We start from the raw sequence: 24,106 nt of genomic DNA, 5'->3' as shown, positions 1-24,106 counted from the left end.
GGGCGGTGTGCCCACGGGTGGGCGGTGCGTGGGTGAGGCGGGTCACTGAAACCGGCGCTGGCGGGGCGGGGGCCCGTAGGGGGTGGCCCATGCCGGCCGGTCGCGGTGGGTGCTGGCAGCGGGCTGGGAGGGAATGGCGGCGCGGAGGGCGCGGGCGAGCTCGGCCATGGCGGCGGTCGCCGCGGCGAAGGCGGGGCGGAGGGCTTCCAGGGCGGCGCGGATCGGGGCGGCGGCCTCGCGGACGACGGCGGTCGCTTCGCGGGCGACGAGCTGGGTGTGGGGGCCGGTCTCGCCCCGGCGGCGCTGGGCGACGGCGGTGACGGCTTCCTCGACGGTGAGCCCGTGGTTCTGGACGAGTCGGCGGATGAGGATGAGGGCGGCGCGGGCGTGGGCCTGGTCAGGCGTCATCGAGGTCTTCCTGTGGGGTGCGGGTCTCGCGGGCGATGAGGTCGAGGGCTTCGGCGAAGGCGGCGGCCATGAGGTGGCGGGGGACGCGGGCGCGGTACTCGACCCGGACGCGTCCGGACGTGTCCGGGGGGTCGGTGTCCGGACGTGTCCGGACGGTGTCCGGCCTGGTGGGGAGGGGTCCGCAGTCGATCGTCTCGCCGACGAGGATCGGTGTCCGGACGTGTCCGCCGTGGTTGTCCGGACGCTGTCCGGACGTGTCCGGGGTGTGTCCGGGGGTGCTCATGCGTCGGCCATGGTTGACGGGGGCGCGAGGTCGTCGGCGCCGAACTTCACCCGGTAGAAGTGGCCGTCTTCGCCGGGGCGGGCGACGGCGCGGAGGAACGTCACGCGGACGTACGGGGCGAAGTCGTCGGTCTCCTCCGGCTCGACGAGTTCGAGGTGCAGGGCCCCGGTGTCGACCTGGTCGACGCGGGCCAGGGTCGTCTTCTGCCAGGGGATTTCCGTGCCGGCGGTGGCGGTCCATGTCTCGATCTGCCACGGGCTGCCGGTGGGGATCTCGGTCAGAGGGGCGAGGACGGGGGCGAGGGCTTCGCGGAGGCTGTCGTCGTTGAGGTGGTCGGGGGCGATGTTGACCGACAGGGTGAGGTCGTACCGCTCCAGCCGTGTCATGTCGTCGGAGATGTGCGGGGCGAGTTCGAGGGCGACCGGGCAGGGGTTGAGGAGTCGGGCCTCGCTGCCTGTGGGGGTGATCCGGAGGGCGTCGACCGGGAAGTGGCTGGTGTGGATCATGCGTCATCTCCGGTGTCGGGGGCGGCGAAGCTGGTCGGTCCGGCGGGGGCCGTGGCGGGGGCCTGGGGCTTCTCGTGGAGCGGGACCGGCGCGACGGTACTGGACGGGGCGGGGAGGTGCTCCACGGTCGGCTGGGGCCGGTCCTCGGGGGCGGTGACGACCACGGGGACGGTGGCGGTGCGCACCGGGTCGGTGAGGGTGGCGACGTCGGCCGGGACGGCGAGGAGCGGGCGGGGGGCCGGGGCGGCCGGGACGGCGGGCGGGTTGAGTGCCTCGTCCCACTGGTAGTCGCAGTTCTGGCACTGGCGCTCAAGGCGGGCGGTGAGGTGGGCGTACCGCTCGACCTTGCCGTTGAACTCCCGGAGGACGCGGAAGCGCTCCGCCTGGTAGCGGGTGAAGGCGCTGGTGTGCGAGCACATCACGCACACGGTGTCGGCTCCGGTGTATGCCGGCAGGGGCTCGGCGGTGTCGGGGACGGTGGTGGCCGTGGTGTCGGTGATCGTCACGCTGGGGTCCTCCCGGGAACGCGGCTGTCCCCCGCGGCGGGCGCTGCGGGGGACAGAGGATGGTAGGCGGTCCGGGAGGCCGGTCAGCGGCGTCCGCCGGGGGCGTCGGGGCAGTTGGTGGTCCGGCATGTGCCGTGGATGTAGTCGCCGTGCCGGCAGCGGGGCCGGTTGTACGCGCGGTCACGGTCGCGGTGCGGGGCGCGGCGCGGTTCGGTGGTGGCGCGCTTGTGCCACCCCAGGGGCTCGTCCTCGACGTCCGGGTCCCACTGCTCGATCGCGGCCTCGACCGCTGCCGGGTCGCGGGGGTAACACCAGGCGTGGTCATAGCCGGTGGTGTCGCCGTGCGGGACGGCGATCACGCGGATGTTGAAGCCCTGCCAGATCCACAGGAAGCGGTGGACGTCGTCCTGGCCCAGGACGTAGCCCTCCCAGTGGTCGTCATACGGCAGGTCCGACAGGCGGAACGGGTGGCGCCGGTCGGTGTCGGCGGCGGTGAGCAGGTGCACGCGGGTCTCCTTCGTCGTGTCGGTCAGGGTGCCGGGCGGGCGGCCGGCATGTCGGCGGGGGCCGGGTCGCTCCACCCGAACGGGGACTCGCCGCGGTCCTGGTCGCAGACGACGGAGGCGAGCGCGGGCAGGTCGAGGCCGGGGCGGATGGGGGTGACGGTCGCGGGCGGCAGCGGGCGGAGGTGCGCGCCGTGGTGCCGGCAGTCGGCGGACGGGATCACGAGGGGGGAGCCGTCGGCGTGGCGGACGCGGGGGCACGGGCAGTCGGGCGGGAGCTGGCGGCCGGTCATGACTGGTCCCTCCAGATGTGGATGTGGGCGGGGCATCGGGGGTGGTGGTGGTCGCCGAGAGAGGTCCACCAGGTCTCACAGCGGCAGCCCGGGGGGACGGCGGTGGCGTACTCCACGGCGGCGTCGTGGTCGGGGTCGACGGGCTGGTGGTGGCGGTAGGCGGCGGCGGTCCGGATGAGGTCGGCCGCGTGCCGGTGCTCGCGCCGTATGGCGAGGAGCAGCCCGGCCGCCGTGGCGAACAGGGCGACGGCGTACGCGGTGTGCCCGTCGGCGTGGGCTTCGGTCGCGGCGACGACGGCCCCGGTGTACGCGAGGGCGTAGGCGACGATGGCGAGGATGCGGGCGCGGGTCACGACGGGTCGTCTGTCTGGGGGAAGCGGGCGATGACGAGCTGTCCGGCGGCGGCGGTCGCCATGTCGAAGACGACGCTGATCGCGGCGGCCAGGTCTCCGGTGCAGTGGGTGTCCGCGTGTTCGGCGACGGTGTGGAAGAGGGCCATGGCGGTGTCGTCGTCGCCGTTGGCCTTCGCGGCGATGAAGCGGGCGGCGAAGCGGAGGGCCGGGGGGAGCTCGTCGACGGAGCCGGGGCCGTCGGGGCCCTGGACGTCGACGGCGAACATGTGGCCGGGGCCGTACTGCTCGCGGGCGGGGCGGGAAGCGACGTGGGCGAGGACGCAGAGCGTCGCGTACGTCGAGCCGGGGCCCTCGTCGATGAGGGGCTGGATGAGGGTCAGCGCGTGGTCGTAGTCGCCGTGGAGGGCGTGGGCGACGGCCTGGAGGACGGTCTCGACCGGGTCGGTTTCCATGGTGGTGGTGTCCTTCGGGTCAGGGATGGGATGGTGGCCGGGACCGGCCGCCCCCTCGGGTCAAGCGAGGGGGTGGCCGGTCGTCGGCTTCGGGTCAGGCAAGACCGTCGGGGCGGGGAGCTCCGCAGGTGCAGGCGGCGGTGGTCGGGTAGTAGTCCGCGCGGCAGCGGTGGCAGCGCCACATCAGGCCGGCACGGAGCGCGAGGCGGGTGAGGGCGTTCCGCTCGTGGGCGGTGACGACCTCTGCGAAGAGCCGGACGACGGCCGCGGTACGGGCCTCCGCGTCGAGCTCGGCGGGGTGGGCGGTCATCGGCCGGCACCTTCCTGGTCGCGGAGCTCGCGGGCGACGTCGACGCCGTGCCAGTTGTCCAGCCCGGCGGACTCCAGGCAGCTCAGCCAGGCGTCGCGCTCCTCCAGGCGGACGATGCGGGCGGGGTCGGTCTGGCCGGACGCGGCGAGCGCCGTCGCGATGATGACCGGGTCCGGGGTCGAGGAGGGGAATTCGATGACGGACCCGTTCGGGCAGTCGACTCCGCAGTCTCCGGAGTCGTTCAGGACGGCCCAGACGGCGCCGGAGGGGTGGCGGAGGACTCCGAGCTCGTCGCCGGGGTCGCCGACCCAGCCCGCGGCTTCGAGGGCTTCGGCGATCTCCTGGCGGGAGTTCCAGGTGTCGGCGGTGAGGGTCATGGGGTGATCTCCAGTTCTTCGAGGGGCTGCTCGCTGTCCACATGGGCGTGGAGCTCGCGGAGGCGGATGAAGGCTTTGCCGTCGCGCTTGTTCAGGGCGCGGCGGGCGGCGGCCGGGAGGGCGTCCCAGCAGGGGCCGCAGAGGTACCAGCGGACCGGCTTCGGGGTCCGGCAGGCGCGGCACGGGCTGGCCGTGAACGCGCCCTTGGGGAGCGGGCCGCCGGTCACCGGGGGCCGTCCTCGACGGTGGCGAGGTGCTCGACGTGGATCCGGCCGACTGCCGGCACGCAGAACCGGGCCAGTGCGGCCGGGTCCATGCCCGACCGGCACTCAGGCCCGATGCCGTACGTCTTCGACGTCTCGTCGCGGAGCGTCCGGCCGCAGGACCAGCAGCGGATGGCGAAGGTCGAGAAGCGGCGGCGGGCGTCGTCGAGCTCGGCGAGGATCGTGTCGATGACCTTCGTCATGTAGACGCGGCGGGACTCCGTCCAGGCCGCGGCGAAGGCCGCGCGGTCCGCCGGGTCCTCCGGGACGTCCGCGCGACGAGGGACGGCCGGGCCGTTCCACGCCTTCGCGGGCCACGCCTTGAGGACGCTGGCCTTCGGGCTGATCGCGCGCCGCCAGTACGTCATCGTCGCCGGGTCGTCCGGGTCCGGGATGGCGTAATAGCCCTCCGGGATCGGTGTCATGTCGGGCCAGACGTCGGTCACCGGGGGCCGTCCAGGGGCTTGCCGTCGGCCTGCTCGATGTCGCGCCTAGCGCTCACGGCCGCGTGCCTGGCCGCGTCCTGGAGCCGGAAGGAGTGCAGGAGTGCACCCGCGTGGCTCCGGTCGCAGCGGGCGATGTCTTCCAGGTACGCGATCGCCGGTCCTTCGAGGCTCTCGTACCCGGCGGCACCGGGGTCAGCGCCGCCGCTGGCGCGGGAGATGACGGCCGCGCCGAGGACCCGGAGGGCGATGATGTTCAGCCACCGGACGTCATTGAGGACGTCCTGGAGCTCCTCGCTGGTCGTGACCGCGCGGGCCTTAGCTTCCAGGGCCACGGCGATCTGTCGCTTCACGAGCGACATCGGGCCGTACAAGGTCTCTTCGTCCGGCCCCAGCAGGTCGGTGTGGTCGGTCATGTCAGTACTCGCTTTCTTCGGTGGGCGGCGCGGCGGGGAGTCCGGGGCGCCGGGTCGAGGGGTGGCGGTTCCGGAGGGCGATGGCGCGGGTCACGGCCTGGGGGCCGAACCTGTCGGCAGCGGCTTCGTGGCCGTGCTCGTCGTAGAACCGGAGGACGTCGCCGGGGGTGAAGTCGGTGGGGACCGGGGTGGCCGGTCGGCGGGTGGCGGGGCCGCAGAACAGGCACCCGTTCTGATAGGTGGGGTCAGCAGGGGCGCCGGGGTGACGGCCGCACCGGTTCGCGGTGCGCTGTCCGCGCGCTCCGGCGACAGCGGCGCGGGCGCGGTCGAGCTCGGCCGCGATGTCGGCCAGGGTGCGGTCGTCGACCTCGTGAGCGGCGGCGAACTGGCCCAGGTTGCGCAGCGAGGCGCCCAGTGCCGGCAGGTAGTCGGGGTTCATGCGGTCGCTCCCTGGCGGCAGGTGGGGCACAGGGTGTCGGGCAGGTCGGTGCGGTGGCCCTGGTCGCAGCCGTCGCAGACGACGGTCCGCTTGCGGCGGGCGGGGAGCTGGGCGGCGTTCTCAGGGCCTGCCGTCTGTCCGGCGGGGGACTCGGGCCAGGCGAGGAGGAACGCCCCTTGCACCGGGGCCTGAGCTCCCTGGGCGGGGATCTTGGGCCGGGGGTTCCGGTCGCGCCATCCGGCCATGTGCTGCTCGACGCGGTGGTCCAGCAGCGAGCCGTACATGCCGGCGGCGGCGAGCTGGGAGCGGAAGCGGTGGTCTTCCTGCTTCTCGCGGGCGGTCCAGGCGTCGACGACGGACCGGGCGGCGGCGGCGTCCTGGGAGGCCGCGATGTCGGTCTTCCAGCGGGCGGCGGCCTTCTCGGCGGCGGCGGTGATCGCCCGCTGCTCGGCGGCGCGTTCGGCGCAGAGCGGGCAGGCTCCGCCGTCGATGATCTGGCCGTCCTCGCACCCGGGGTCGGCGCAGTCCTGGGCCAGGAGAGCAGCGGCGAGCCACGAGCTCCGGTTCCGGATGCGGTCGCAGCCGTCAGGGTTGTCGTGGCTCCGGCGCGGAGCCTGGCAGCCGGAGGACGTGCACCGCTCGCAGCCGCGGTAACCGGGCGCCGACCGGGCGTCGGCCTTCTCGCCGTACCAGCGGCGGTTGAGGCGGGCGAGGACCTGCTCCGGGGTGCGACGGGGGATGCCGGCCGCCTGGTTGCCGGTCAGCAGGTCCTCGATGGCGCGGTGGAGTCCGGGGTACAGCCGGGTACCGGGCCGGGCGACCTCCGCCGGGATGGCGGCCCGGACCAGGTCGAAGCCCGGGGAGGTCTGGCGGGGCCGGGTCTTGAACGTCTTGGGGCGAGGGGAGGTCTTCGCCGACGCGGCGGAGCCGCCTTCGTCCTGCTGGCTTGCCTTCGCCGCGCCGGACCGGCTTCCCGCACTCGCGAAGCCACTTGCAGGTTGGCCTACGGCGTCAGCCCAAGACTCCCCCGTTTTCTTCTTCTCCCCGTTTTCTTCTTCCCGTCTTCTATAAGACGTACCAGCGTGTGGTACGTCGGTCTGACCTGCGGAAACGTCCGTTTGCCCAGGTCGCTCCGACGTACCAGACGCCGGTACGTCGGTCTGACCTGCGGTGATACCCGTCTTCCCAGGTCGGCCCGACGTACCGGCGTGCGGTACGTCGGTGACGACCGGAATGTCCCGAACTGTCAGCACGGTTCCGAGCTGCCCGCCGTCGAGCTGGGCCGGCATGGATCCCATGTAGCCGTGCACCTTGAGCTCCGCGAACGCGGCCCGGAACTGCCGACGTCCGGGGGACGCCTTGCCGTGTCGCTTCACGGACTCGCGCCACAGGTCGTCCGCCGTAGCGGTCCAGCCGTCCGGCCGACTCAGCAGCTCGGCGAGGATGCCGCGAGCCATGTGGCTCAACCGGCTGTCCCTCGCCGTCGCGTTCGGCAACTGGAGGTAGTCGCAGGTGAGGCGTGAGCGAATGATCCTCACGGGCGCCTCAGCTCTCTACTGGGTGGTTGGGGGAGGTAGGCGTAAGCCTGTGACCAGGCACTTCGTGCCTACTCGGGGATCATCATGACGTGATCTTTAATCTTTGGCAAGTCTCACCATTAGCTAAATTCTGATCACTAGGTACACTCTGGTCATGCCTTCAAGCCAGAAGGGGACCGTCGAGGCCCCGCCCAAGCCGGAGCGCGCAGAGGACGGCGTCCAGGAGCTCCCGCTGACCCACGCCCGCGCCCAGCTCACGACGCTGATCGAGGACGCCCGCGAACGGGACCTCGTCACCGCCCTGACCGTCCGCGGACGCCGCAAGATCTGCCTCGTCACGCCGGAGTTCTACGAGGCAGCCGTCAGGGCGCTCGGCCGGCAGACCTGACCCCGGAGGTTCGCTGTGGCCAAGCTCGACCCGAACCGCCGGACGGCGCTGTACCGCCTCACGGACGCAGGGGGACGGCTGCTGTACATCGGCATCACGACCGACCCTGACGCCCGCTTCAAGAAGCACGAGGGCACAGCCCCGTGGTGGCCGCTGGTCACGAAGCGGGCGCTGGAATGGCACCCGTCGCGCCCGGAGGCGGAGCGCGCCGAGCTGCTCGCCATCGGCACCGAGGAGCCGCTCTACAACCGCGCCGGGTCCGGGACGCCGGAGACCCTCGCCAAGGACTTCCCGGTGGGCCGGGAGGTGTCCGTCAGCGCCCTCCGGCTTCGCCTCGCGGACGTCGTCCACGCAAGCATCCAGGGCGCCACGACGTACATCACGAACGGTGGCCGACCGATCGCGGCCTTCGTCCCCCTGCACGTCGCGGAGGCAGCCGAAGCGGAGCGTCAGCAGACTCAGGGCTGACCTCCGGCTCACCGCGGGCCGTCCTCGTCGGGGGCGGCCCCGATGCCGTACGCCTCGCGACGGCGGGCGTGCTCGAGTGCGCCCCAGCGCCGGACGAGCGTCCCGCGCTGCTTGTCGGTGAGCCGGACGGCCCGGCTGACGACCCCCGTCACGACCGCGTACGGCGCGCTCCAGGTCGGGAAGAAGTCTTCCGTCGACTCCTCGACCCCGGTCGTCAGCTCGACCGTGTACAGGTCGCCCAGGACCGCCATCGAGGCGTAGAACCGGGCGTACTCCCGGTCGCTGGTGACGTACACCCGGTCAGGGCGCCCGGTCGGAGGGTCGATCACCCCCACGCCGGGCACCACGTGCAAACGGCCGGCAGCACGCGCCGCGCAGACCGCGCAGCCGTCGACCGTCCGGTGATGACCGGGGACGACCAGGTCGCCCGGCTTGAGGCCGGACACACCGCCGTGGAAGAGGCGCGGCAGGGTAGCGGGGTCGATGCTCAACAGGGGCTCCAGAAAGGACGGCGGGGGCCGAACCGGCGCGGTCCGGCCCCCGGGTTGGAACGGGCGGGTCAGTACGGGGACGGCAGGCGGGTGTCACCGCGCGGGCGCATGGGCGTCTCGGCCTCGCCGAGGAGCTTGCGGACCGTGCCGAACGCCAGGTCGCGGGACTCGGCCAGCTCCCGGATCGGCGACCCGATCAGGTAGCTCTCCTTCAAGTCCTCCGCGAGCAGCCGCCGCGCCTCGCCCTTCACCCGGGGCCGGTACTTCTTGCCGTCGCGGGCGATCCGCGGCTCGGTCTGTGGTGCGTATGCCATGAGGGGGATGTCCTTCGTGAGTGTGGGGAGGGTCGGTCAGTCGCAGACGTCGACGTCGAGGTCGACGTCGAGGCGCGACCGCTTCGTCTTCGTCGGGGCCGGTGCCGGCACGACCGGGGCATGGTCGACAGCCGGACCGGCCGGGGTGGCCGGAGCCTTACGGACCGGCGGCTTGTCCAGCGACGGCGCCTTACGCACCGGAGCCGGAGCAGCAGGAGCAGCGGGGGCGGGGCGGGGCGGTGCGGGCTTCGCCGCGGCGGCGAGCGCGAACCACCCGCACCCGTCGTCATCCCGGTCGGCCGCGCACCCGGCCGCGAGGACCAGGAGCAGCAGCACGACCAGGGCGACGACCCCGACCGTCACACCCGGGCGCGGCTTCACTTCTCCACCGCCCCCGACCGGCGCGCCCGGGTCCGGAGCGTCACCCCGGCCTCCAGGAGCAGCGTCCGCGTCAGCCCGAACGACAGCTCGTAGTCGTCGGCCAACATGCGGATCGACGCCCCGCTGTCGTACCCCTTCGCCAGGTCGCTGCGGAGCTTCTCCCGCTCCTGGCCCCGGCGGCGCGGGCGCCGCTCCTGCGGGCCGCGCGGACCGCGCCGCACCGGGGTCTTCTGCTCGTCCGTCATCAGGTCTTCCTCTCTTTCGTTGAGCGGGCCGGGGCCGGTCACAGCCGCCCCTGTCCGCCGTACGTCGCGACGACCGCGAGGACCTCCGCGCGGGCGCGCTCGGCGCACACCTTGTCGGCGGGCCGCTTGTCCTCGTCCCGGAGATGCGTCGGGGCACCGCAGTGCCAGCACGGCCGCGCGGTCTCCGCGAAGTGCCGGGCCGCGCGCCAGTCCAGGAGCACGGGCGGAACCTCCACGGCGGCCGGCATGGCGCTACGCGTCCGCATGGGCCGCCTCCAGCTCCCTGGCGGCCTTCTCCCGGGCGGCGCGCTCCTGGCGGCGCTGACGCTCCGCCGCCCGCCGCGCCTCGCGCAGCAGCTCGGCGCGCTCGTCCTCGTCGAGCCCGCCCCACACCCCGTACTCCTCCCGGAACGTCAGCGCGTGCTGGAGGCACGTCGACCGGACCGGGCACCGCCTGCAGAAGCTCTTGGCGTACTCCGCGTGCACCTTCGCCGGGACGCCCTTCGAGCCGACCGGGAAGAACACCGCGGTCTCCATGCCGGAGCACACGGCGTCGTCCATCCAGTGCCGGGGCCGGGGCAGGTTGTCCGGCGCGTACCGGCTGGGGCGCGGCATAAGCGACTCCTCGTCGTTGTGTCCGGACAGGTCCGGACACGTCCAGCGGACATGTCCGGACAGCTGTCCTTGCAGGTCAGGCCCCCTCATGCGGACTCCTCGGCGTCGATGTCCGCCCACTCGTCCGGGCCCTGTCCGGACACGTCCGGACGCCCCGCCCCCCGGGGGAGGACCCCCCACACCAGCCCGGCCGCCCCCGCCACCGGCAGCCACACCCCGGCGGTCTCGGTGACCGTCTCGACGACCGCGATGTAGCCGAAGAGCACGTCCAGCCACATCACGCCCGCCTCTCCTCGCGGAGCTGCCGGTCGGCGAGGTGCCCCCCGGTCATGCACCCGCCGTAGCCGCACGTCGGCCGGACCTGCCCCACCGGCTCCCGCCCGTGATGCCACCGGAACGCCAGCCGGTAACCGGTCTCGACCTGACCCCCGACCGCGACGACCGGCGTCCCGTTCGCGCCGGTCGCCCCCGTCCAGTGCAGGTGTCCGCCCTCGACCGCGACCGTGTGCCGGTCGACCGCGTCCCGCCAGGTCTCCCCGACCGCCGGACGACGGCCGCCCCGCCGGACGGCCGGGGCACCCGGCTCCAGCGATCCACCGGCCGCGTCCAGCGCGGCCATGTCCTCGTCCGTCACCGCCGCCCGCCCTTCCGGGCCGGAAGCTCGGTACGGTCCAGCGACGACCGGTGCCGGCAGACCACCAGCACCGTCCGCGGCTCCACGGCGTCGAGCTCGACGACCCCGTACACCGCCGTGATCTGCGCGTCGTCCACCCAGCCGATGCCGTTACCGGCGTCACAGATGTGCTTGATCATGTTGTCCGCGTCGACGCGCCGCCGGTCCGACCGGAAGAACACGGCGCCCAGGGCCAGGTTCCCGGTCCAGGGCTGCCGGAAGGCGCGCCGGAGGAGCCAGCCGGTAGCGGCCTCCGCCTGCTCGTCCTCGTCGCTCTTGTACGCCCGCCCACCGGCACCGAACCGCGGCCGCGCCTTCGTGGCCGGTTCCCCCGGCAGCCAAATCAGCTTGCCTTCCGTCGCCTCCGGGGCGAGGGCGGAGGCGAGCAGCCGCGCCCGCTCCCGGTCCAACTCGCGCCCCCCGGCGGGGAGCAGGCTGCTCCCCGCCGTCAGCGTCTCGGCGCTCACTCCGAACCACCCGGGCCGCCGTCGTCGGTCTCGACGTCGGCAGCGGCGGCCTCCGCCGGGACGGCCGCCCGGAAGTACGTCAGCACGAGCCGCTCAGCGCTCGGCGCCTCATAGTTCGCTTCCGCCTCGAACCACCGCCCGGCCACGAGGTCCGGCGGGAACCTGGTGTCGCTGAGGACCTGGTCCAGGAGCACCGTCACGGTCTCGTCCGGCCGCCATGCCGGGACCTCGACCCGGGCCGTCCGCGTCTGCATGTCGACGTCGACGACCCGCACCCCCGTCACCGACCGGACGTCGTCCCGCCCGGCGAGATAGGTGTGGCCCAGGGGCGTGATGGCCGGCATACCGTGCACCAGCTGACCCAGCCCCCGGACCTTCAACTGCGGGAACAGGCCGTCGGGGTCCTCGACCCGCGCCCCGGCCGCCATCGACCTGAGCAGCGCCTCGACGTCGCCGGTCAGCGGCAGCTCACGGGCCAGACGCGTCGCCCGCACCTGCGCGATCCGCCACGCCGCCGTGCCCCGCGTCGACTCCGCCGAACACGGGCACCCGTGCACGGTCTCCCGGTGCTCCTCCGGGGTCAGCCCCACGCAGCGGTGGAGACTGTTCCGCCCCCGGTCGCACAGCACCTCCGTGCAGCAGGCACAGCGCGGACAGTCCCTCTGTGCAGGCCGGACGTACTCCGGCCCGAACGTCTCGGTCATCAGCCCTCCATCAGGTGATTGGTCGGGGTCGAGGTCTTGCACGAGATGCACCGGCGGCTGCCGGCATCGACCCGATGCGGCATCAGCGCGCGTTCAGCGGGGCACCAGGCCCACAGCGGCCCCACCCGGAACCCGGCGGTCCGGCCCGGCCGGGAACGCCGCTCCAGGACGGCCGCCAGGGCCACCAGGGCCACGCCGCACAGCACGGCGGCGAGGACGAGCACAGTCGTCGTCATCAGGCACACCCCCCGCGCCCGGCCCCGGGAAGGGGCCGGGAGGCGGACCGGCCGCCGTCGTACGAGACGACGACGGCCGGAACGAGCGGCCACAGAGGCCAGATCACCGGCGGGCCCCCCGCCGCTCAGCGCGGGACTGCCGCTTCGGCTGGCGCCGCGTCCGGGACACCGGTCGCTCCCGGGCGTCCTCCGGGGCCTGCGAGTCCTCCGCGCGCTCGTGCGCCTCGTCGGCCTCCGCGAGGAGCTCCGCCCCGTCGCCGGTCGGCGCGTGGATCACCTGGACCTGCCCGGCGTCCCCGGCGTCGTCGACGCGGGCGAGCGCGACCAGCTCGGCCGACATCGGCACGAGCTTGTGCAGCCGCCGCAACGCGCTCTTGGACCACATGGCGTTGAAGTCCCGGTGCCAGAACGAATCCGCCCGGCCGGAGTCCTCCGCACGCCGGTACGCCTGGCTGTACTCGTCGCGGATCGCCTCCGCGTCCTCCCGGGACAGCATCACGACCGCCGACCGGGCGCCCGACGTCATCCACGCGAAGGCGTACGCCAGGATCACCGGCCCCCGCTCCGCCTTCGGCAGGTCCACGCGCGGCTTGTGCGTGAAGTCCAGCGGCGCGGGCGCGGTCGGCTCGAACGACCACTCGTCGTGCTCGTGGATCAGCCCGACGTGCACCGACCCCACCCGCCCGGACCGATACATCAGCTCGACGTACCCCTGGTACATCGGGATGAAGACGGCCGTCGCACCCTCCGCCTTGACGACCGCGTGCTTGCCGTCCGGGAGCAGCCCGAACCGCGCGCAGGTCAGGAGCGCCTGGAGGAGCGACGCCGGGGTGCACCGCGAGAGTGCCGGCAGCGCCGCCCTCACCGCCGCCATGAACGACCCGGTGTCGACGTGGGCGGGGAGCGCCGCCGTGAAGTCGTCGCCGTACCGCTCCAGCCACGCCATCACGGTGTCGGTCGCCTTGCCGCCCTCCGCCTGCTCGGCGGCGCGCAGCTCCTCGCCCGTCGCCCCTTCGACGACCACGGCCGGCACGGCCGCCGCCTTCACGGGCTTCTCCGCCGTCGCCATGCGGACGCGGTCCTTCAAGGTGTTCAGAGCCATGGTCAGATCCCCTTCGCGGGCACGCGCAGCACGCGGGCGCGGTAGGCGTTGTACGTGTCGGGCCTCTCGGCCTTGAGCCGGTCGACGTCGAGGGCGTCGACCTGGTGCGTGTACTGCGCGGCGAGCTCCGGCTCTTCCTCCGCGAACCGCTTCGCCGCGAACGTCCCGTTGGCCTTCCACGACCACGCGGGCTTGCCGTCGGCCGTCGCGATCTCGTGTTCGCCGGTCAGCATCCGCATCTCGTTCTCGACGAGCCGGAGTTCCTCGGCGACCGCCTTCTCCCGGGCCTTGATGTCGGCCCGGCGGGCGCGGAGCGCCTTCGCCTGCTCGACGCCGATCTCCGCGATCGTCTCGGCCTTGACGGACCACAGCTTCGCGAGCAGGTCGGTCGTCGCCTCGTAGCCGTCGGGGTCCGGCGGGAAGCCCTCGACGACGTGCCGCTGGAACCACCGGCCGCAGTAGTCGACGAGGTAGCCGATCATCTCCTCGTCGCGCTCCAGGCGGACCCACCGGAACTTGTTGCCGCCGACGAGGGCGGCGACGAAGCCGTGGTCCCAGCCGCCGACCGCCATGCCCCAATGGCACTGAACCGCGGGCGCGTCCGGGACGGCCCCGTCCTCCCACTCGGCCGCCTGGTACTCCGACCGGCTCTTGAGCTCCAGCACGCCGGACGCCGGGCCCGGACGCTCGAACGTCAGCCGGTCGACGTTGACCCGCATCCAGTCGTGATCGACGTGGACCAGCGTCCCCGGGGCCTCCGCCGTGCGGATGCCGGACCGCTTGGTGAACATGTGGGCCAGGAACGGCTCGATCTCCGTGCCGATCTCCGCCGACTCGTTGCCGGAGAACGTCGACCGCCCGTGCTTCTCCTCGTACACGTGCAGCGGGGACGCGTACTTCGTGTTCCCCAGCCCGAGGATTGCGGCGACGTTCGAGCCGCCGATCCCCCCGCGCCGGGCCTCGTGCCACTGCTCCTCAGAGGCGTCGGCCGGCAGGAGCAGCCGCGCCGTCGGCGCGTCCAGCAGTCCCCGGGGCGCGGGGGCGCCCTCCAGGTCGAACAGGGGAGGCGTCATCAGGTCAGACACGGGGCAGCTCCCGGAAGTGGGCGAGGCGCCGGATACCGGCCAGGGCCTCGATCTCAGCGGCGCACTTGATCGGGTCGACGGCGGTCCACCCGGCCGTCGCCGGGTCCTCCCCGCGCTCGAAGTCGACGATCACGCGGTTCATGCACGTCATGAACCAGCCCGGGTTGTCGCTCAGCAGCAGCCGGGGCTCGGCGACGTCGCCGATCGGCCGACGGTTCAGGCGGATCGCCTTGCGGCGGACGGGGGCGGCCATCAGGCGGCACCGCCGGTCTTCTCGGCCCGCGCCTGCCGGGGCAGAGCGGAGAGCGCGCGGCGCGTCCTCAGCTGAGACGGGTGGCGCAGCGGCGCGCAGAGGTGGCAGTCGCGGGAGCTGTGCCCGCTACAGTTCTTCTCCATGGTTCCTCGCTTCGTGAGTGTGTGAGGTACCGGCGGCGCTGGGGGCGGCGATCAAGGCCGGGCATGGCCCGTCGTCCCCCGGTGTCGTCGCCGGGAAGAGGTCGCCTAGCTGGCGACGCTGGTCGGCCGGGCGGTCTCGCTCAGCGGACGCACAGCGGTCATCGCGCTGATCTCCCGGATGTCCATCCCGGTGAACGTCACCCTCGACGCCCCGTCGTTGAACGGGATCTCGCGGGCGTACGCCTTGCGCTTGAGCTGGAGCGCGGACCACGGCAGGAACCGGGCCGCCTCCTCCGGGCTGTAGTGGAAGACCGCGCCCTCCGGCGTCCCCGGGTACGGGACGTCACGGGTGGCCTGCTTCGGCACCCTCTTCGGGCGCTTGTTCTCGACGACGTCCGCCGTCGGCTCTGCGGTGATGGTCACCATCTCTCCTCGTGTGATGTCGGCCACGGGCACCGCCAGCGCCTCCGCCAGCCGGAAGAGCAGGTCCTCACCGGCCCCGGCCTTCCCCCGCTCGATGCGCGAGAGCTGGCCGGCAGATGTCTGAGCAAGGCGGGCGAGGTCACGGAGGCTCATTGACTGAACCTCACGGAGTGCCTTGATGGCGGTGCCGTTCGGGATCACGTCGTGAGACTAGACATACACTGCACACGGATGCAAGACATCTCCGACACTTCTGGGTGCAGTCGATGCACGTTCACCCGACCGGCAGCGCCAGACACTAGACACACTTCTGCAACACGGGGCGCAACGAATGCGCCCATCTGCGCTGCCCGTGCGCCCTTGCTGTTGCAGGGGGGTGCGGCATCATGGGTGTCATGAGCAGTGAATGGGCCCAGCTCGGCAAGTCGCTCAAGGCGGCGCGCATCGAGCTCGGCATGGAGCAGCAGGATGTCGCGGCTGCGATCGGCGTGAAGCGCGGAGCGCTCCACAACATCGAGCGGGGCGCCATCGCCCGCGTCACCCACACCGTCCGCGCGTACGCGGACCTGGTCGGCTGGACCGACGACTCCATCAGCGACGTCCTGGCCGGAGGCACGCCGACCCTCAAGCCGCCGGAAGAACCGGCCCCGCCCGCACCGGCAGCCGACCCCCTGCCGGCAGGACTCTCCACCCTGGTGCAGGAAGCACTCAGGGAGGGCCCCCTGCTCGGCTCCCGCGTCGAAGAGGTCGTCACGCCCTCCGGCCGCGTCCGCGCCACCATCGTCATCCGGGGCGAGGAAGGCACCCCCCCGGAGGAGCTCCTCGCCGCACTGCGCTCCCTGCGCATCGAGGTCACGGTCGACGACTAACCGAACGCGCGAACGGATTGGTGCCCTTTCGGGTGCCTTTGCGTTACTTCCGCATTACCTGTGACTACCGTTTCAAACCATCAGGGGGGATATACCGGACAAGCACCCGCCCCCCGAGGTTGGGAGCACGCATGGCAGAGCGGCTTTGCCGCAGAGCGCACCGCGTTGAAGGAGCCCCCCGGGGAGTCGTGGCCTGGATCGACCACGACCAGGCTGACGGCCTGCTCCTCCTGAACGCCGACCGCTTCACGGCACAGGACGAGAAGAACCTCACCGCGATCCTCGCGACGGGCCGCCATACCGCCCGCCAGGTCGCCGAAGCACTCGCACCAGGGGGGTATTGACGTGGCATACGCCCAGAAGCGCACATCGCGCGGCACCACGTACTACCGGGCCTGCTACCAGCGCCCGGACCGCAAGGCACAGGGGTACGTCGTCGACGCGGACGGCCGCGCCGTCCGCTACCCGACCAAGACGACCGCCGAGAAGGCCGCCCAGAAGGCGGAGGTCGAGGCGTTCGAGGCAGCGAAGCGAGGCCGCTGGGTTCCCCCCGAGCAGGCCGCCGCCTCAGCCGCCGTCACCTTCGGCCCCTTCGCCCGCGAGCAGCTCCAGGCCCTCGCCCTCGCCGACTCGACCATGCAGAACTACCCGCGCAGCCTCGCCCACCTCACGCCGACCTTCGAGGACACCCCGATCCGGGACATCACCGAAGCCATGGTCGACAAGTGGGAGAAGGAGCAGCTGCAGCAGTTCGCCGCGAGCAGCGTCCGCACCTACCGCTCCCTGCTCCACCGGCTCCTCGCCGACGCCGTCGAGGCCGGGCACGCGGACAAGAACGTCGCGGAGCGCAAGCGTGGTCGCGGACGCCGGCACGGGCGCGGCCGGAAGCGCGGACCCGAGAAGGCCATCACGACGATGCTCGGCTCCCTGCTGATCGCCGAACGGTCGGCGCTCCTCTCTGGCCGCGATGACGAGTTCGTCGCCCACATCCACAAGACGTACACCGGCATGAGGTGGGGCGAACTCGTCGGTCTGGAAACGGAGTTCGCCCGCCCCAACTCCCGGACGTTCGTGATCGAGTGGCAGCTGTACGAGCTGGAGACCGGCGACTTCTCCCGCTGTCCCCCCAAGGACGACAGCTATCGCACCGTCGACGCCCCCGTCTTCCTCTCCCGCCTGGTCGCCGACCACATCGCCCGGACCCGGCCCCAGCCCTGCCCCTGCCACGGCCGCACGTACGTCTACAGCGGCCGGGGGACCGGCGGCACCCGCCAGCCCGGCCCCACCCTCCGCCAGGTCGCCGAGCTCGCCAAGGTGTCCACCGGCACGGTGTCGAACGTCCTCAACCGGCCCGACGCCGTCCGCCAGGCGACCCGCGAGCGCGTCGAGAAGGCCATCGCCGAAGTCGGCTTCGTCCGCCAGACCGGGCCGTCGCGCGAGGCCGCCCACTGGCGCCGCTCCGGCCACGGCACATGGATCTTCACCCCGGCCGCCACCGGCTGGTACCCCAAGAAGGCCCCCCAGGACGCCCACCCCGTCCCCGTCACCGGAGGACCCTGGCCCGGCGTCCCCGTCCGCGGGCGCGGCGCTGCCGGCAGAGCAGAGGCGTGCTGGCTCCCCATCGAGGACCGGCTCACCCGCCACGGCCTCCGTCACGGGCACCGCACGCTCATGGAGGAGCTCGGCACCCCCAAGGTCCTCATGGACGACCGGATGGGCCACGAGGACAGCTCAGTCAGCGCCCGGTACTCCCACGTCACCGACTCCATGCGCGCGCTCCTCATGGAGCAGCTCACCGAGGTGTGGAACGAGTCCCTCGACGCCCGGCTGCTCCTCGCGCCCCGGTCCCCGGTGCCGGTCCTCGACCGCCTGTTGCAGGAACGCGCCGCGAACCGCTGACATCCGGGCGACATCCCGTTTCAAGATCACATCCAGCTGACATCCCACATCCGGAAACGCATGCAAAGAGGGCCGGTCTCCCCGAAGGGAAACCGGCCCTCACCTGCACTTACTCTGTCGGGGTGGCGGGATTTGAACCCACGACCTCTTCGTCCCGAACGAAGCGCGCTGCCAAGCTGCGCTACACCCCGATCGCCGCCCTGTCGGGCTGCTGCCCTGGCGACATCGATTACTTTAGCGGACCCGCGGCCGGAGACGAAATCCGGTTTTCGCGGGGGTGCGGCCCGGGGGTCAGGGCTTCGGGGTGAGGGTGAGGAGCGTGGCCTCCGGCGGGCAGGCGAAGCGGACCGGCGTGAAGCGGTTCGTGCCGCAGCCTGCGGAGACGTGCAGGTAGGAGCGGTGGCCGGCCGCCTCGTGGGTGGAGAGGCCCTTGACGCGGTCCGTGTCCAGGTCGCAGTTCGTGACGAGCGCCCCGTAGAAGGGGATGCACAGCTGCCCGCCGTGGGTGTGGCCGGCCAGGACCAGCGGGTAGCCGTCCGCCGTGAAGGCGTCGAGGCTGCGCAGGTACGGGGCGTGCACGACGGCGATCGAGAAGTCGGCGTCGGGCTCGGGGCCGCCTGCCACCTCCTCGTAGCGGTCGCGCTTGATGTGCGGGTCGTCGAGGCCGGTGAAGGCGAGCTCCAGGCCGTCGAGCTTGAGCCGGCCGCGCGTGTTGGTGAGGTTGACCCAGCCCGCCGCGTCGAAGGCGTCCCGCATGCCCTCCCACGGGTTGTGGACGGCGCCGACGACCGGCTTGTTGCCGTTCAGGCCGTGTCGGCCCTGCATCTTCTCGATCAGGTAGCGGCCGGGGTTGCGCAGCCGCGGCCCGTAGTAGTCGTTCGACCCGAAGACGTAAACGCCGGGGAAGGACATGAGCGGGCCGAGCGCGTCGAGCACCTCGGGCACGCCCTCGGTGTCGGAGAGGTTGTCGCCGGTGTTGACGACGAAGTCGGGGCGGAGCCCGGCCAGGGACTGGAGCCAGGCCCGCTTCTTGCGCTGCCCGCAGACCATGTGGATGTCGGAGACCTGCAGGACGCGCAGCGGCCGCATCCCCGCGGGGAGGACGGGAACGGTGACCCGGCGCAGCCGGAACGACCGGGCCTCGAATCCGGCGGCATAGGCCACTCCGGCGGCCCCCACCGCCGCGATTCCGGCGGTGACCTTCAGTGGTACTCCGTAACGCGCGCGCATGGCCCCATCGTCTCAGACGGGGAAAACCGGCGGGCGCCACCGCCCCCGCACCTGGCAGACTCGGGTCATGACCACGCTCAAGGCCAAGCTGCAGGAAGACCTCACCACCGCGATCAGGGAGCGGAACGAGCTCCACTCGTCCACGCTCCGGCTGACCCTCGCCGCCATCACCAAGGAGGAGGTCGCGGGCAAGGAGGCGCGCGTCCTGTCCGACGAGGAAGTCCTCAAGGTGATCGCCAAGGAGGCGAAGAAGCGCCGTGAGGCGGCGGAGGCGTTCGCGCAGGGCGGCCGGGCCGACCAGGCCGCGCGGGAGACGGCCGAGGGCGAGTTCCTCGACACGTACCTGCCCAAGCAGCTGACCGACGACGAGCTCGGCGCGATCGTGGCGCAGGCCGTCGAGGAGGCGCGGGCCGCCGGTGCGGAGGGGCCGCGGGCCATGGGCGCCGTCATGAAGATCGTGAGCCCGAAGGTGGCGGGGCTGGCCGAGGGCGGGCGCGTCGCCGCCGCCGTCAAGAAGCACCTCGCGTAACCAACCGCACCGCACTGCACGGGCACGGGCTCCGGCTGCCGAGGTGTTCGGCGGCCGGAGCCCTGCTGTGTGCCGTGCCGCCGCCTACTGCGTGTCGCGGCCGCCGATGATCCCGGGCTCCAGGGTGATCCCCGGGAACGGGTCGGTCGGCGTGCCGCCGGTGGCGCCGCCTCCGGTCGCCGCGCCGCCGATGGCCTGGCCGCCGGTCTGGCCGCCGGGGCGCCCGCCGGGCTTGCCGTCCCCGCCGGGCTTGTTCGGCTTGGCGGGCTTGACGGGCGTGGTCGGGGTGCCGGGCCGGGCGCTGCCGCCTGCGGCTCCCGAGTCGGGCAGGCCGACGGTGGTGAAGGTCGCCACCTCCCGGCCGGCGAGCGCGCCGCTGACGGCCTGCTTCCAGATCGGGCCGGGCAGGCCGCCGCCGTAGACCTTGTCGTAGTACCTGCCGCCGATGGTGATGTTCTCCATCGACACCTGCTTGGCGCCGCCGGAGCCGACCCACGTCGCGCCCGACATGTTCGGGGTGTAGCCGACGAACCAGGCGTTGTATCGGCTGTCGGTGGTGCCGGTCTTGCCGGCGCTCTGCCGGTCCGTCAGGCCGGCCTGCGTACCGGTGCCGGAGTCGACCACCCCGAGCAGCAGCGTGTTGATGGTGTCGGCGGTCCGCTCGGACATCACCCGCTCGCACTTGGACTTCGGCACCGACAGCGCCTTGCCGTGCGAGTCGGTGATCGACTCGATCGAGACGGGCGTGCAGCGGACGCCGCGGTTGGCGAAGGCGGCGTACGCGTTGGCCATGGTCAGCGGGGACATGCCCTCACTGCCGAGTGCGATGGCCGGGACCTCGGGCAGCTTGGTTCCGTCGGCCGGGATGACGCCGAGCTTGGTGGTCATCTCGGTGACGGGGCACAGGCCCGTCTCCGCGATCATCTCGACGAAGTAGGTGTTGACCGACTTCGCCATCGCCTGGGTCATGCCGTACGGGCCGACCTCGGACTCCTGCTCGTTCTCCAGGCGCTCGTTGTCGGTGTTGACCCACGGCTTGTTGCTGCAGGTCTGCACGGGGCTCGGGTACTGCATCTGGTAGGGCGAGTTGTAGACCCGGCCCGGGGAGATGCCCTGCTCCAGCGCGGCTGCCGCGACGAACGGCTTGAAGGTGGAGCCGGTCGGGAAGCCGAAGTTCGAGCCGCCCATCCGCTTGTCGACGGAGTAGTTGATCTGGGTCTCGTTCTTGCCGAAGCCGTAGGGCTTCGACTGGCCCATCGCCAGCACGCGGCCGGTGCCGGGCTGGACCAGGGTGACCGCCGTGGCGATCTTGTCGTCCTGGTTGACGTGGTCCTTGATCGACTCGTTGACGGAGTCCTGCGCCTGCGGGTCGAGCGTCGTGCGGACGGTCAGGCCGCCCCGGTTCCACAGCTTGGCGCGCTCCTCGCGCGTCTTGCCGAAGACCGGGTCGGTCAGGAAGGTGTTGCGCACGTAGTCGCAGAAGAATCCGGCGCCCTTGACGGCGGTGATGCAGCCGTTCTTCGGCCGGGTCACCTTCAGCTGGACCGGCTTGGCCTTCGCCTCGTCCGCCTCGGCCTGCGAGATGTCCTTGACGTCGGCCATCCGCTGGAGGACGACGTTCCGGCGCTTCATCGCCTCCTGGGAGTCGTTCACCGGGTCGTACCGGCTCGGCGACTGCACCAGGCCGGCGAGCAGCGCCGACTCCTCCAGCGTCAGGTCCTTGGCGGGCTTGCTGAAGTAGCGCTGCGAGGCGGACTCGACGCCGTAGGCCTGCTGCCCGAAGTAGGTGATGTTGAGGTAGTTCTCGAGGATCTTCTTCTTCCCGAGCTCCTCCTCGACCTGGATCGAGTACTTCAGCTCGCGGATCTTGCGGCCGAGGCTCTTCTCCTGGGCCTCGCGGACCTTCGTCTCGTCGTCGCCGGCCTCCTCGACGAAGACGTTCTTCACGTACTGCTGCGTCAGCGTCGAGGCGCCCTGTGCGGCGGCGCCCTCCTGTGCGTTGCGGTTGACCGCGCGCAGGATGCCCTTGAGGTCGACCGCGCCGTGCTCGTAGAAGCGCGAGTCCTCGATCGCGACGATGGCCTTCTGCATGTACGGGGAGATGGCCGTCAGCGGCACCACCTGCCGGTCGCGGGAGTACACGGTGGCGATCAGGCCGCCCTCGGCGTCGAGGATGGTGGTGCGCTGGCTGAGCGGTGGTGTCTTGAGGTTGGCCGGGATCTCGTCGAACCCCTCGACGGTGCCCTTGGCGGCGAGCCCCAGGGCGCCGGCGCCCGGGATGGCGATGCCGGCGAGCACGACGCCGGAGAGGACGGACAGGCCGAGGAACTTGGCGGCCTGCTGCGGCCCCGTGAGCCCGGCGCCCGAGCGCTTCTTTCCCATGGAGGGCAGCCTACGTTCTCATTCACCGGACACGCGCGAATGCCTTGGCCTAAGCTGTCCCCAACTGTCACAGCAGTGTGGTGCGACATCAACCCCTCGGCTTGATTTTCACCCTTCCCGAATGGGGTGGACTGATGTCCGAATCCCGCCCCTCACTCGGATGGCCGCTCGTCACCACTTCGCCGATTTCATCCGAATCGCCGGAATGGTCGGGCATGTCGCCGGATCACTCCGTCGGGTGATCTGCCGCTTACCCATAGTCCGTTCGGGCCATCCAAGATTGGGCCCGTCGGGGGTGTTGCACTGTGCTCGCCTTCCGTAACGTCCTCAACTGGCAGCGGTGAATATGCCGCTACCGCCGTGGGGGAGCCTCGATTCGGGAGAGGACGGCGCCGGGATGGGCTGGGTTACCGACTGGAGTGCGCAGGCAGCCTGCCGCACTACCGATCCGGATGAACTGTTCGTTCAAGGAGCGGCACAGAACAGGGCCAAGGCAGTGTGCACCGGGTGTCCGGTGCGTACGGAGTGCCTGGCCGACGCGCTCGACAACCGTGTGGAATTCGGCGTGTGGGGCGGAATGACCGAGCGGGAGCGCCGCGCACTGCTGCGCAGGCGGCCCACCGTCACCTCGTGGCGGCGGCTGCTGGAGACGGCCCGCACGGAGTACGAGCGCAGCACGGGCATCCTCACCGTGGATGTCGACGCGGAGATCGACGTGCCGTACGAGACGTACGCGGCAGCAGGGTAGGCCCACCGCCCGCCCCCGCAGCCGTGCGTATGTACGTGCGTACGGACACCTACGCTCCGGCCGGCACCCCGGCCGCGAGGCGTTCCCCGATGGCCCGCAGCCCGGCGAGGTCGTGCACATCGCCGGGAAGGGCCGCCACTTCGGTCACCGCCACGTCGGGGTGCATCGAGGTGAAGCGGTCCCTCGTGCGCTGTTCGCGCGCGATCAGCTGCATGCGCTCGGCGTGCAGGCGCAGCAGTCCTGCCGTGATGCCCTCCACATCGGCGCCCTCCGGGGCGTCAGCGTCGGCGCCCGCCTCGACGCCTTCCGATTCCGGTGCGCTTCCGCCCGCGGGGGAGTGGGCGGCCGGGGCACCGAGACCAGCTTTCCCGGCCTCCTGATCCACAATGCCGCCTTCTTCAAGATTCTCCGCGGCCGCCAGCGCCCGCTCCGCCGACAGCTGTCCGGCGCCGCTCCCGTGCACCCGGTTGAGCACCAGCCCCGCCAGCGGCATCCGCTCCGCCCCGAGCCGCTCCACGAAGTACGCGGCCTCCCGCAGCGCGTCCGGCTCCGGCGCCGCGACCACCAGGAAGGCCGTGCCCGGCGCCTGCAGCAGCCGGAACGTCGCGTCCGCGCGTGTGCGGAACCCGCCGAACATCGTGTCCATCGCCGCCACGAACGTCTGCACGTCCCCCAGCAGCGAAGCGCCCATCAGCTTGTTGAGCGTCCCCGTCATCAGCGACATGCCGACGTTCAGGAACTTCATCCCCGCCCGGCCGCCGACCTTCGCCGGAGCCGTCAGCACTCGGATGAACTTCCCGTCCAGGAAGGAGCCCAGCCGCTTCGGGGCGTCCAGGAAGTCCAGGGCGGACCGGCTCGGCGGGGTGTCCACGACGATCAGGTCCCAGTCGTCGCGGGCCCGCAGCTGCCCCAGCTTCTCCATCGCCATGTACTCCTGCGTGCCGGCGAAGCCGGCCGACAGGGACTGGTAGAAGGGGTTCGCCAGGATCGCGGCGGCCCGGTCCCCGTCCGCGTGCGACTCGACGATCTCGTCGAACGTCCGCTTCATGTCCAGCATCATGGCGTGCAGTTCGCCCCCGCCGGCCACGCCCGCGACCTTGCGCGGGGTGTTGTCCAGCGAGTCGATGCCCATCGACTGGGCCAGCCGCCGCGCCGGGTCGATGGTCAGCACGACCACCTTCCGGCCGCGCTCCGCCGCCCGCAGGCCCAGCGCCGCCGCCGTCGTCGTCTTGCCGACCCCGCCCGCGCCGCAGCACACGATGATCCGGGTCCCCGGGTCGTCCAGCAGCCGGTCCACGACCAGCTCCGGCGGCATGTCCATGCCTGCTCCCATCCCGATCCGCGCCCCCGTCCCCGTTCCCGATCCCGCTT

Annotated in this window: 41 protein-coding genes and 1 tRNA gene; 7 read left to right on the top strand and 35 right to left on the bottom strand. The window is 72.2% G+C overall.

The window, feature by feature from the left end:
* Positions 1 to 42: 42 nt before the first annotated feature.
* From MUK52_RS14240 to MUK52_RS14170, 15 genes are all read right to left on the bottom strand, one after another.
* A complete protein-coding gene (locus MUK52_RS14240; protein WP_284576703.1) occupies positions 43 to 408 on the bottom strand; it encodes a hypothetical protein in 366 nt (121 codons plus the stop codon).
* Positions 398 to 691 (bottom strand): hypothetical protein, encoded by a 294-nt coding sequence (locus MUK52_RS14235; protein ID WP_284576701.1) that lies wholly within the window; start codon positions 689 to 691, stop codon positions 398 to 400. Before MUK52_RS14235 ends, MUK52_RS14240 begins: the two co-directional genes overlap by 11 nt.
* Positions 688 to 1,197, bottom strand: coding sequence for a hypothetical protein (locus tag MUK52_RS14230; protein ID WP_284576698.1), 510 nt, complete (start codon positions 1,195 to 1,197; stop codon positions 688 to 690). The genes MUK52_RS14235 and MUK52_RS14230 overlap by 4 nt, the downstream gene beginning before the upstream one ends.
* Positions 1,194 to 1,703: a hypothetical protein gene (locus MUK52_RS14225; protein ID WP_284576696.1), complete on the bottom strand. Its 510-nt coding sequence runs from the start codon at positions 1,701 to 1,703 to the stop codon at positions 1,194 to 1,196. Before MUK52_RS14225 ends, MUK52_RS14230 begins: the two co-directional genes overlap by 4 nt.
* Before the next feature lie 83 nt (positions 1,704 to 1,786).
* Positions 1,787 to 2,209 carry a hypothetical protein gene (locus tag MUK52_RS14220; RefSeq protein ID WP_284576694.1) on the bottom strand — a complete coding sequence of 141 codons (423 nt, stop codon included), beginning with the start codon at positions 2,207 to 2,209 and terminating at the stop codon, positions 1,787 to 1,789.
* 23 nt (positions 2,210 to 2,232) lie between these two features.
* The gene (locus tag MUK52_RS14215) at positions 2,233 to 2,499 is read right to left on the bottom strand and encodes a hypothetical protein (RefSeq protein WP_284576692.1); all 267 of its coding nucleotides are present in this window, start codon (positions 2,497 to 2,499) and stop codon (positions 2,233 to 2,235) included.
* Positions 2,496 to 2,852 carry a hypothetical protein gene (locus MUK52_RS14210; protein WP_284576690.1) on the bottom strand — a complete coding sequence of 119 codons (357 nt, stop codon included), beginning with the start codon at positions 2,850 to 2,852 and terminating at the stop codon, positions 2,496 to 2,498. The genes MUK52_RS14215 and MUK52_RS14210 overlap by 4 nt, the downstream gene beginning before the upstream one ends.
* Positions 2,849 to 3,304: a hypothetical protein gene (locus MUK52_RS14205; RefSeq protein WP_284576687.1), complete on the bottom strand. Its 456-nt coding sequence runs from the start codon at positions 3,302 to 3,304 to the stop codon at positions 2,849 to 2,851. Before MUK52_RS14205 ends, MUK52_RS14210 begins: the two co-directional genes overlap by 4 nt.
* A 94-nt stretch (positions 3,305 to 3,398) precedes the next feature.
* On the bottom strand, positions 3,399 to 3,614 hold the full coding sequence (locus MUK52_RS14200) for a hypothetical protein (protein ID WP_284576685.1): 216 nt from the start codon (positions 3,612 to 3,614) through the stop codon (positions 3,399 to 3,401).
* Positions 3,611 to 3,991: a hypothetical protein gene (locus MUK52_RS14195; RefSeq protein WP_284576683.1), complete on the bottom strand. Its 381-nt coding sequence runs from the start codon at positions 3,989 to 3,991 to the stop codon at positions 3,611 to 3,613. Before MUK52_RS14195 ends, MUK52_RS14200 begins: the two co-directional genes overlap by 4 nt.
* Positions 3,988 to 4,218 (bottom strand): hypothetical protein, encoded by a 231-nt coding sequence (locus MUK52_RS14190; RefSeq protein WP_284576680.1) that lies wholly within the window; start codon positions 4,216 to 4,218, stop codon positions 3,988 to 3,990. The genes MUK52_RS14195 and MUK52_RS14190 overlap by 4 nt, the downstream gene beginning before the upstream one ends.
* Positions 4,215 to 4,700: a DUF6011 domain-containing protein gene (locus tag MUK52_RS14185; protein WP_284576678.1), complete on the bottom strand. Its 486-nt coding sequence runs from the start codon at positions 4,698 to 4,700 to the stop codon at positions 4,215 to 4,217. Before MUK52_RS14185 ends, MUK52_RS14190 begins: the two co-directional genes overlap by 4 nt.
* Positions 4,697 to 5,113 (bottom strand): hypothetical protein, encoded by a 417-nt coding sequence (locus MUK52_RS14180; RefSeq protein WP_284576676.1) that lies wholly within the window; start codon positions 5,111 to 5,113, stop codon positions 4,697 to 4,699. Before MUK52_RS14180 ends, MUK52_RS14185 begins: the two co-directional genes overlap by 4 nt.
* A gap of 1 nt (position 5,114) precedes the next feature.
* Positions 5,115 to 5,552 carry a hypothetical protein gene (locus tag MUK52_RS14175; protein ID WP_284576674.1) on the bottom strand — a complete coding sequence of 146 codons (438 nt, stop codon included), beginning with the start codon at positions 5,550 to 5,552 and terminating at the stop codon, positions 5,115 to 5,117.
* On the bottom strand, positions 5,549 to 7,018 hold the full coding sequence (locus MUK52_RS14170; RefSeq protein WP_284576672.1) for a hypothetical protein: 1,470 nt from the start codon (positions 7,016 to 7,018) through the stop codon (positions 5,549 to 5,551). Before MUK52_RS14170 ends, MUK52_RS14175 begins: the two co-directional genes overlap by 4 nt.
* A gap of 226 nt (positions 7,019 to 7,244) precedes the next feature.
* On the opposite strand from MUK52_RS14170, the gene MUK52_RS14165 reads away from it, so the two are divergent.
* Entirely contained in the window at positions 7,245 to 7,478 is a 234-nt protein-coding gene (locus MUK52_RS14165) for a hypothetical protein (protein ID WP_284576670.1), read from the top strand.
* 15 nt (positions 7,479 to 7,493) lie between these two features.
* Positions 7,494 to 7,946, top strand: a complete 453-nt coding sequence (locus MUK52_RS14160) for a GIY-YIG nuclease family protein (protein WP_284576666.1) — start codon at positions 7,494 to 7,496, stop codon at positions 7,944 to 7,946.
* Between the two features lie 8 nt (positions 7,947 to 7,954).
* On the opposite strand, the gene MUK52_RS14155 is transcribed toward MUK52_RS14160, so the two are convergent.
* The 16 genes from MUK52_RS14155 to MUK52_RS14080 form a co-directional block, all read right to left on the bottom strand.
* Positions 7,955 to 8,437 (bottom strand): hypothetical protein, encoded by a 483-nt coding sequence (locus tag MUK52_RS14155; RefSeq protein WP_284576664.1) that lies wholly within the window; start codon positions 8,435 to 8,437, stop codon positions 7,955 to 7,957.
* Between the two features lie 68 nt (positions 8,438 to 8,505).
* Positions 8,506 to 8,751 carry a helix-turn-helix domain-containing protein gene (locus MUK52_RS14150; protein ID WP_284576662.1) on the bottom strand — a complete coding sequence of 82 codons (246 nt, stop codon included), beginning with the start codon at positions 8,749 to 8,751 and terminating at the stop codon, positions 8,506 to 8,508.
* Between the two features lie 36 nt (positions 8,752 to 8,787).
* Entirely contained in the window at positions 8,788 to 9,132 is a 345-nt protein-coding gene (locus MUK52_RS14145) for a hypothetical protein (protein WP_284576660.1), read from the bottom strand.
* Entirely contained in the window at positions 9,129 to 9,377 is a 249-nt protein-coding gene (locus MUK52_RS14140) for a helix-turn-helix domain-containing protein (protein WP_284576658.1), read from the bottom strand. The genes MUK52_RS14145 and MUK52_RS14140 overlap by 4 nt, the downstream gene beginning before the upstream one ends.
* 38 nt (positions 9,378 to 9,415) lie before the next feature.
* Positions 9,416 to 9,643 carry a hypothetical protein gene (locus MUK52_RS14135; RefSeq protein ID WP_284576656.1) on the bottom strand — a complete coding sequence of 76 codons (228 nt, stop codon included), beginning with the start codon at positions 9,641 to 9,643 and terminating at the stop codon, positions 9,416 to 9,418.
* Positions 9,630 to 9,992 carry a WhiB family transcriptional regulator gene (locus tag MUK52_RS14130; protein ID WP_350205417.1) on the bottom strand — a complete coding sequence of 121 codons (363 nt, stop codon included), beginning with the start codon at positions 9,990 to 9,992 and terminating at the stop codon, positions 9,630 to 9,632. The genes MUK52_RS14135 and MUK52_RS14130 overlap by 14 nt, the downstream gene beginning before the upstream one ends.
* Before the next feature lie 86 nt (positions 9,993 to 10,078).
* Entirely contained in the window at positions 10,079 to 10,273 is a 195-nt protein-coding gene (locus MUK52_RS14125) for a hypothetical protein (RefSeq protein ID WP_284576654.1), read from the bottom strand.
* On the bottom strand, positions 10,270 to 10,626 hold the full coding sequence (locus MUK52_RS14120) for a hypothetical protein (RefSeq protein ID WP_284576652.1): 357 nt from the start codon (positions 10,624 to 10,626) through the stop codon (positions 10,270 to 10,272). Before MUK52_RS14120 ends, MUK52_RS14125 begins: the two co-directional genes overlap by 4 nt.
* Complete coding sequence (locus MUK52_RS14115) at positions 10,623 to 11,132, bottom strand: RusA family crossover junction endodeoxyribonuclease (RefSeq protein ID WP_284576651.1); 510 nt, start codon at positions 11,130 to 11,132, stop codon at positions 10,623 to 10,625. The genes MUK52_RS14120 and MUK52_RS14115 overlap by 4 nt, the downstream gene beginning before the upstream one ends.
* Complete coding sequence (locus MUK52_RS14110) at positions 11,129 to 11,722, bottom strand: hypothetical protein (protein ID WP_284576650.1); 594 nt, start codon at positions 11,720 to 11,722, stop codon at positions 11,129 to 11,131. Before MUK52_RS14110 ends, MUK52_RS14115 begins: the two co-directional genes overlap by 4 nt.
* Before the next feature lie 113 nt (positions 11,723 to 11,835).
* Positions 11,836 to 12,072: a hypothetical protein gene (locus MUK52_RS14105; RefSeq protein ID WP_284576648.1), complete on the bottom strand. Its 237-nt coding sequence runs from the start codon at positions 12,070 to 12,072 to the stop codon at positions 11,836 to 11,838.
* Positions 12,073 to 12,175: 103 nt separating this feature from the next.
* Entirely contained in the window at positions 12,176 to 13,174 is a 999-nt protein-coding gene (locus tag MUK52_RS14100; protein ID WP_284576646.1) for a recombinase RecT, read from the bottom strand.
* 2 nt (positions 13,175 to 13,176) lie between these two features.
* Positions 13,177 to 14,259: a YqaJ viral recombinase family nuclease gene (locus tag MUK52_RS14095; protein ID WP_284576644.1), complete on the bottom strand. Its 1,083-nt coding sequence runs from the start codon at positions 14,257 to 14,259 to the stop codon at positions 13,177 to 13,179.
* Positions 14,252 to 14,512, bottom strand: coding sequence for a hypothetical protein (locus MUK52_RS14090; protein ID WP_284576642.1), 261 nt, complete (start codon positions 14,510 to 14,512; stop codon positions 14,252 to 14,254). Before MUK52_RS14090 ends, MUK52_RS14095 begins: the two co-directional genes overlap by 8 nt.
* On the bottom strand, positions 14,512 to 14,655 hold the full coding sequence (locus tag MUK52_RS14085; RefSeq protein ID WP_284576639.1) for a hypothetical protein: 144 nt from the start codon (positions 14,653 to 14,655) through the stop codon (positions 14,512 to 14,514). Before MUK52_RS14085 ends, MUK52_RS14090 begins: the two co-directional genes overlap by 1 nt.
* A 105-nt stretch (positions 14,656 to 14,760) precedes the next feature.
* On the bottom strand, positions 14,761 to 15,279 hold the full coding sequence (locus MUK52_RS14080) for a helix-turn-helix domain-containing protein (RefSeq protein ID WP_284576637.1): 519 nt from the start codon (positions 15,277 to 15,279) through the stop codon (positions 14,761 to 14,763).
* Between the two features lie 194 nt (positions 15,280 to 15,473).
* Here MUK52_RS14080 and MUK52_RS14075 point away from each other — a divergent pair, with 194 nt between their 5' ends.
* The 3 genes from MUK52_RS14075 (at position 15,474) to MUK52_RS14065 (ending at position 17,846) form a co-directional block, all read left to right on the top strand.
* Positions 15,474 to 15,947 carry a helix-turn-helix transcriptional regulator gene (locus MUK52_RS14075; protein WP_284576635.1) on the top strand — a complete coding sequence of 158 codons (474 nt, stop codon included), beginning with the start codon at positions 15,474 to 15,476 and terminating at the stop codon, positions 15,945 to 15,947.
* Between the two features lie 188 nt (positions 15,948 to 16,135).
* A complete protein-coding gene (locus tag MUK52_RS14070; RefSeq protein ID WP_284576633.1) occupies positions 16,136 to 16,291 on the top strand; it encodes a hypothetical protein in 156 nt (51 codons plus the stop codon).
* Position 16,292: 1 nt separating this feature from the next.
* Positions 16,293 to 17,846, top strand: coding sequence for a LacI family DNA-binding transcriptional regulator (locus tag MUK52_RS14065; RefSeq protein WP_284576631.1), 1,554 nt, complete (start codon positions 16,293 to 16,295; stop codon positions 17,844 to 17,846).
* Between the two features lie 117 nt (positions 17,847 to 17,963).
* Here the strand turns inward: MUK52_RS14065 and MUK52_RS14060 are convergent.
* Positions 17,964 to 18,037: transfer RNA gene (locus tag MUK52_RS14060), tRNA-Pro, on the bottom strand.
* Between the two features lie 100 nt (positions 18,038 to 18,137).
* On the bottom strand, positions 18,138 to 19,076 hold the full coding sequence (locus tag MUK52_RS14055; protein WP_284576629.1) for a metallophosphoesterase: 939 nt from the start codon (positions 19,074 to 19,076) through the stop codon (positions 18,138 to 18,140).
* A 67-nt stretch (positions 19,077 to 19,143) separates the two neighbouring features.
* Between MUK52_RS14055 and MUK52_RS14050 the strand changes: the two genes are divergently transcribed.
* Positions 19,144 to 19,605, top strand: a complete 462-nt coding sequence (locus MUK52_RS14050; protein WP_114053498.1) for a GatB/YqeY domain-containing protein — start codon at positions 19,144 to 19,146, stop codon at positions 19,603 to 19,605.
* An 84-nt stretch (positions 19,606 to 19,689) separates the two neighbouring features.
* On the opposite strand, the gene MUK52_RS14045 is transcribed toward MUK52_RS14050, so the two are convergent.
* On the bottom strand, positions 19,690 to 21,987 hold the full coding sequence (locus tag MUK52_RS14045) for a transglycosylase domain-containing protein (RefSeq protein ID WP_114053499.1): 2,298 nt from the start codon (positions 21,985 to 21,987) through the stop codon (positions 19,690 to 19,692).
* A gap of 397 nt (positions 21,988 to 22,384) precedes the next feature.
* Here MUK52_RS14045 and MUK52_RS14040 point away from each other — a divergent pair, with 397 nt between their 5' ends.
* On the top strand, positions 22,385 to 22,735 hold the full coding sequence (locus MUK52_RS14040; RefSeq protein WP_030299276.1) for a WhiB family transcriptional regulator: 351 nt from the start codon (positions 22,385 to 22,387) through the stop codon (positions 22,733 to 22,735).
* Between the two features lie 49 nt (positions 22,736 to 22,784).
* On the opposite strand, the gene bagB is transcribed toward MUK52_RS14040, so the two are convergent.
* On the bottom strand, positions 22,785 to 24,068 hold the full coding sequence (gene bagB, locus MUK52_RS14035; RefSeq protein WP_502963568.1) for an ATPase BagB: 1,284 nt from the start codon (positions 24,066 to 24,068) through the stop codon (positions 22,785 to 22,787).
* Between the last annotated feature and the right edge of the window lie 38 nt (positions 24,069 to 24,106).

Origin of the sequence: Streptomyces sp. 2P-4, from assembly GCF_030167965.1 — a bacterium.
GTDB classification, from domain to species: Bacteria; Actinomycetota; Actinomycetes; order Streptomycetales; family Streptomycetaceae; genus Streptomyces; species Streptomyces globosus_A.
This window is presented reverse-complemented; position numbering and strand designations above follow the sequence as displayed.

Excerpts from the sequence above, each read along its gene's own strand:
- MUK52_RS14090 (WP_284576642.1), bottom strand. The coding sequence starts at position 14,512 with ATGGCCGCCCCCGTCCGCCGCAAGGCGATCCGCCTGAACCGTCGGCCG.
- MUK52_RS14130 (WP_350205417.1), bottom strand. The coding sequence starts at position 9,992 with ATGCCGCGCCCCAGCCGGTACGCGCCGGACAACCTGCCCCGGCCCCGG.
- MUK52_RS14230 (WP_284576698.1), bottom strand. The coding sequence starts at position 1,197 with ATGATCCACACCAGCCACTTCCCGGTCGACGCCCTCCGGATCACCCCC.
- MUK52_RS14055 (WP_284576629.1), bottom strand. The coding sequence starts at position 19,076 with ATGCGCGCGCGTTACGGAGTACCACTGAAGGTCACCGCCGGAATCGCG.
- MUK52_RS14105 (WP_284576648.1), bottom strand. The coding sequence starts at position 12,072 with ATGACGACGACTGTGCTCGTCCTCGCCGCCGTGCTGTGCGGCGTGGCC.
- MUK52_RS14165 (WP_284576670.1), top strand. The coding sequence starts at position 7,245 with ATGCCTTCAAGCCAGAAGGGGACCGTCGAGGCCCCGCCCAAGCCGGAG.
- MUK52_RS14140 (WP_284576658.1), bottom strand. The coding sequence starts at position 9,377 with ATGACGGACGAGCAGAAGACCCCGGTGCGGCGCGGTCCGCGCGGCCCG.
- MUK52_RS14200 (WP_284576685.1), bottom strand. The coding sequence starts at position 3,614 with ATGACCGCCCACCCCGCCGAGCTCGACGCGGAGGCCCGTACCGCGGCC.
- MUK52_RS14135 (WP_284576656.1), bottom strand. The coding sequence starts at position 9,643 with ATGCGGACGCGTAGCGCCATGCCGGCCGCCGTGGAGGTTCCGCCCGTG.
- MUK52_RS14150 (WP_284576662.1), bottom strand. The coding sequence starts at position 8,751 with ATGGCATACGCACCACAGACCGAGCCGCGGATCGCCCGCGACGGCAAG.
- MUK52_RS14045 (WP_114053499.1), bottom strand. The coding sequence starts at position 21,987 with ATGGGAAAGAAGCGCTCGGGCGCCGGGCTCACGGGGCCGCAGCAGGCC.
- MUK52_RS14175 (WP_284576674.1), bottom strand. The coding sequence starts at position 5,552 with ATGAACCCCGACTACCTGCCGGCACTGGGCGCCTCGCTGCGCAACCTG.
- MUK52_RS14040 (WP_030299276.1), top strand. The coding sequence starts at position 22,385 with ATGGGCTGGGTTACCGACTGGAGTGCGCAGGCAGCCTGCCGCACTACC.
- MUK52_RS14085 (WP_284576639.1), bottom strand. The coding sequence starts at position 14,655 with ATGGAGAAGAACTGTAGCGGGCACAGCTCCCGCGACTGCCACCTCTGC.
- MUK52_RS14215 (WP_284576692.1), bottom strand. The coding sequence starts at position 2,499 with ATGACCGGCCGCCAGCTCCCGCCCGACTGCCCGTGCCCCCGCGTCCGC.
- MUK52_RS14100 (WP_284576646.1), bottom strand. The coding sequence starts at position 13,174 with ATGGCTCTGAACACCTTGAAGGACCGCGTCCGCATGGCGACGGCGGAG.
- MUK52_RS14050 (WP_114053498.1), top strand. The coding sequence starts at position 19,144 with ATGACCACGCTCAAGGCCAAGCTGCAGGAAGACCTCACCACCGCGATC.
- MUK52_RS14240 (WP_284576703.1), bottom strand. The coding sequence starts at position 408 with ATGACGCCTGACCAGGCCCACGCCCGCGCCGCCCTCATCCTCATCCGC.
- MUK52_RS14235 (WP_284576701.1), bottom strand. The coding sequence starts at position 691 with ATGAGCACCCCCGGACACACCCCGGACACGTCCGGACAGCGTCCGGAC.
- MUK52_RS14180 (WP_284576676.1), bottom strand. The coding sequence starts at position 5,113 with ATGACCGACCACACCGACCTGCTGGGGCCGGACGAAGAGACCTTGTAC.
- MUK52_RS14075 (WP_284576635.1), top strand. The coding sequence starts at position 15,474 with ATGAGCAGTGAATGGGCCCAGCTCGGCAAGTCGCTCAAGGCGGCGCGC.
- MUK52_RS14205 (WP_284576687.1), bottom strand. The coding sequence starts at position 3,304 with ATGGAAACCGACCCGGTCGAGACCGTCCTCCAGGCCGTCGCCCACGCC.
- MUK52_RS14195 (WP_284576683.1), bottom strand. The coding sequence starts at position 3,991 with ATGACCCTCACCGCCGACACCTGGAACTCCCGCCAGGAGATCGCCGAA.
- bagB (WP_502963568.1), bottom strand. The coding sequence starts at position 24,068 with ATGGGAGCAGGCATGGACATGCCGCCGGAGCTGGTCGTGGACCGGCTG.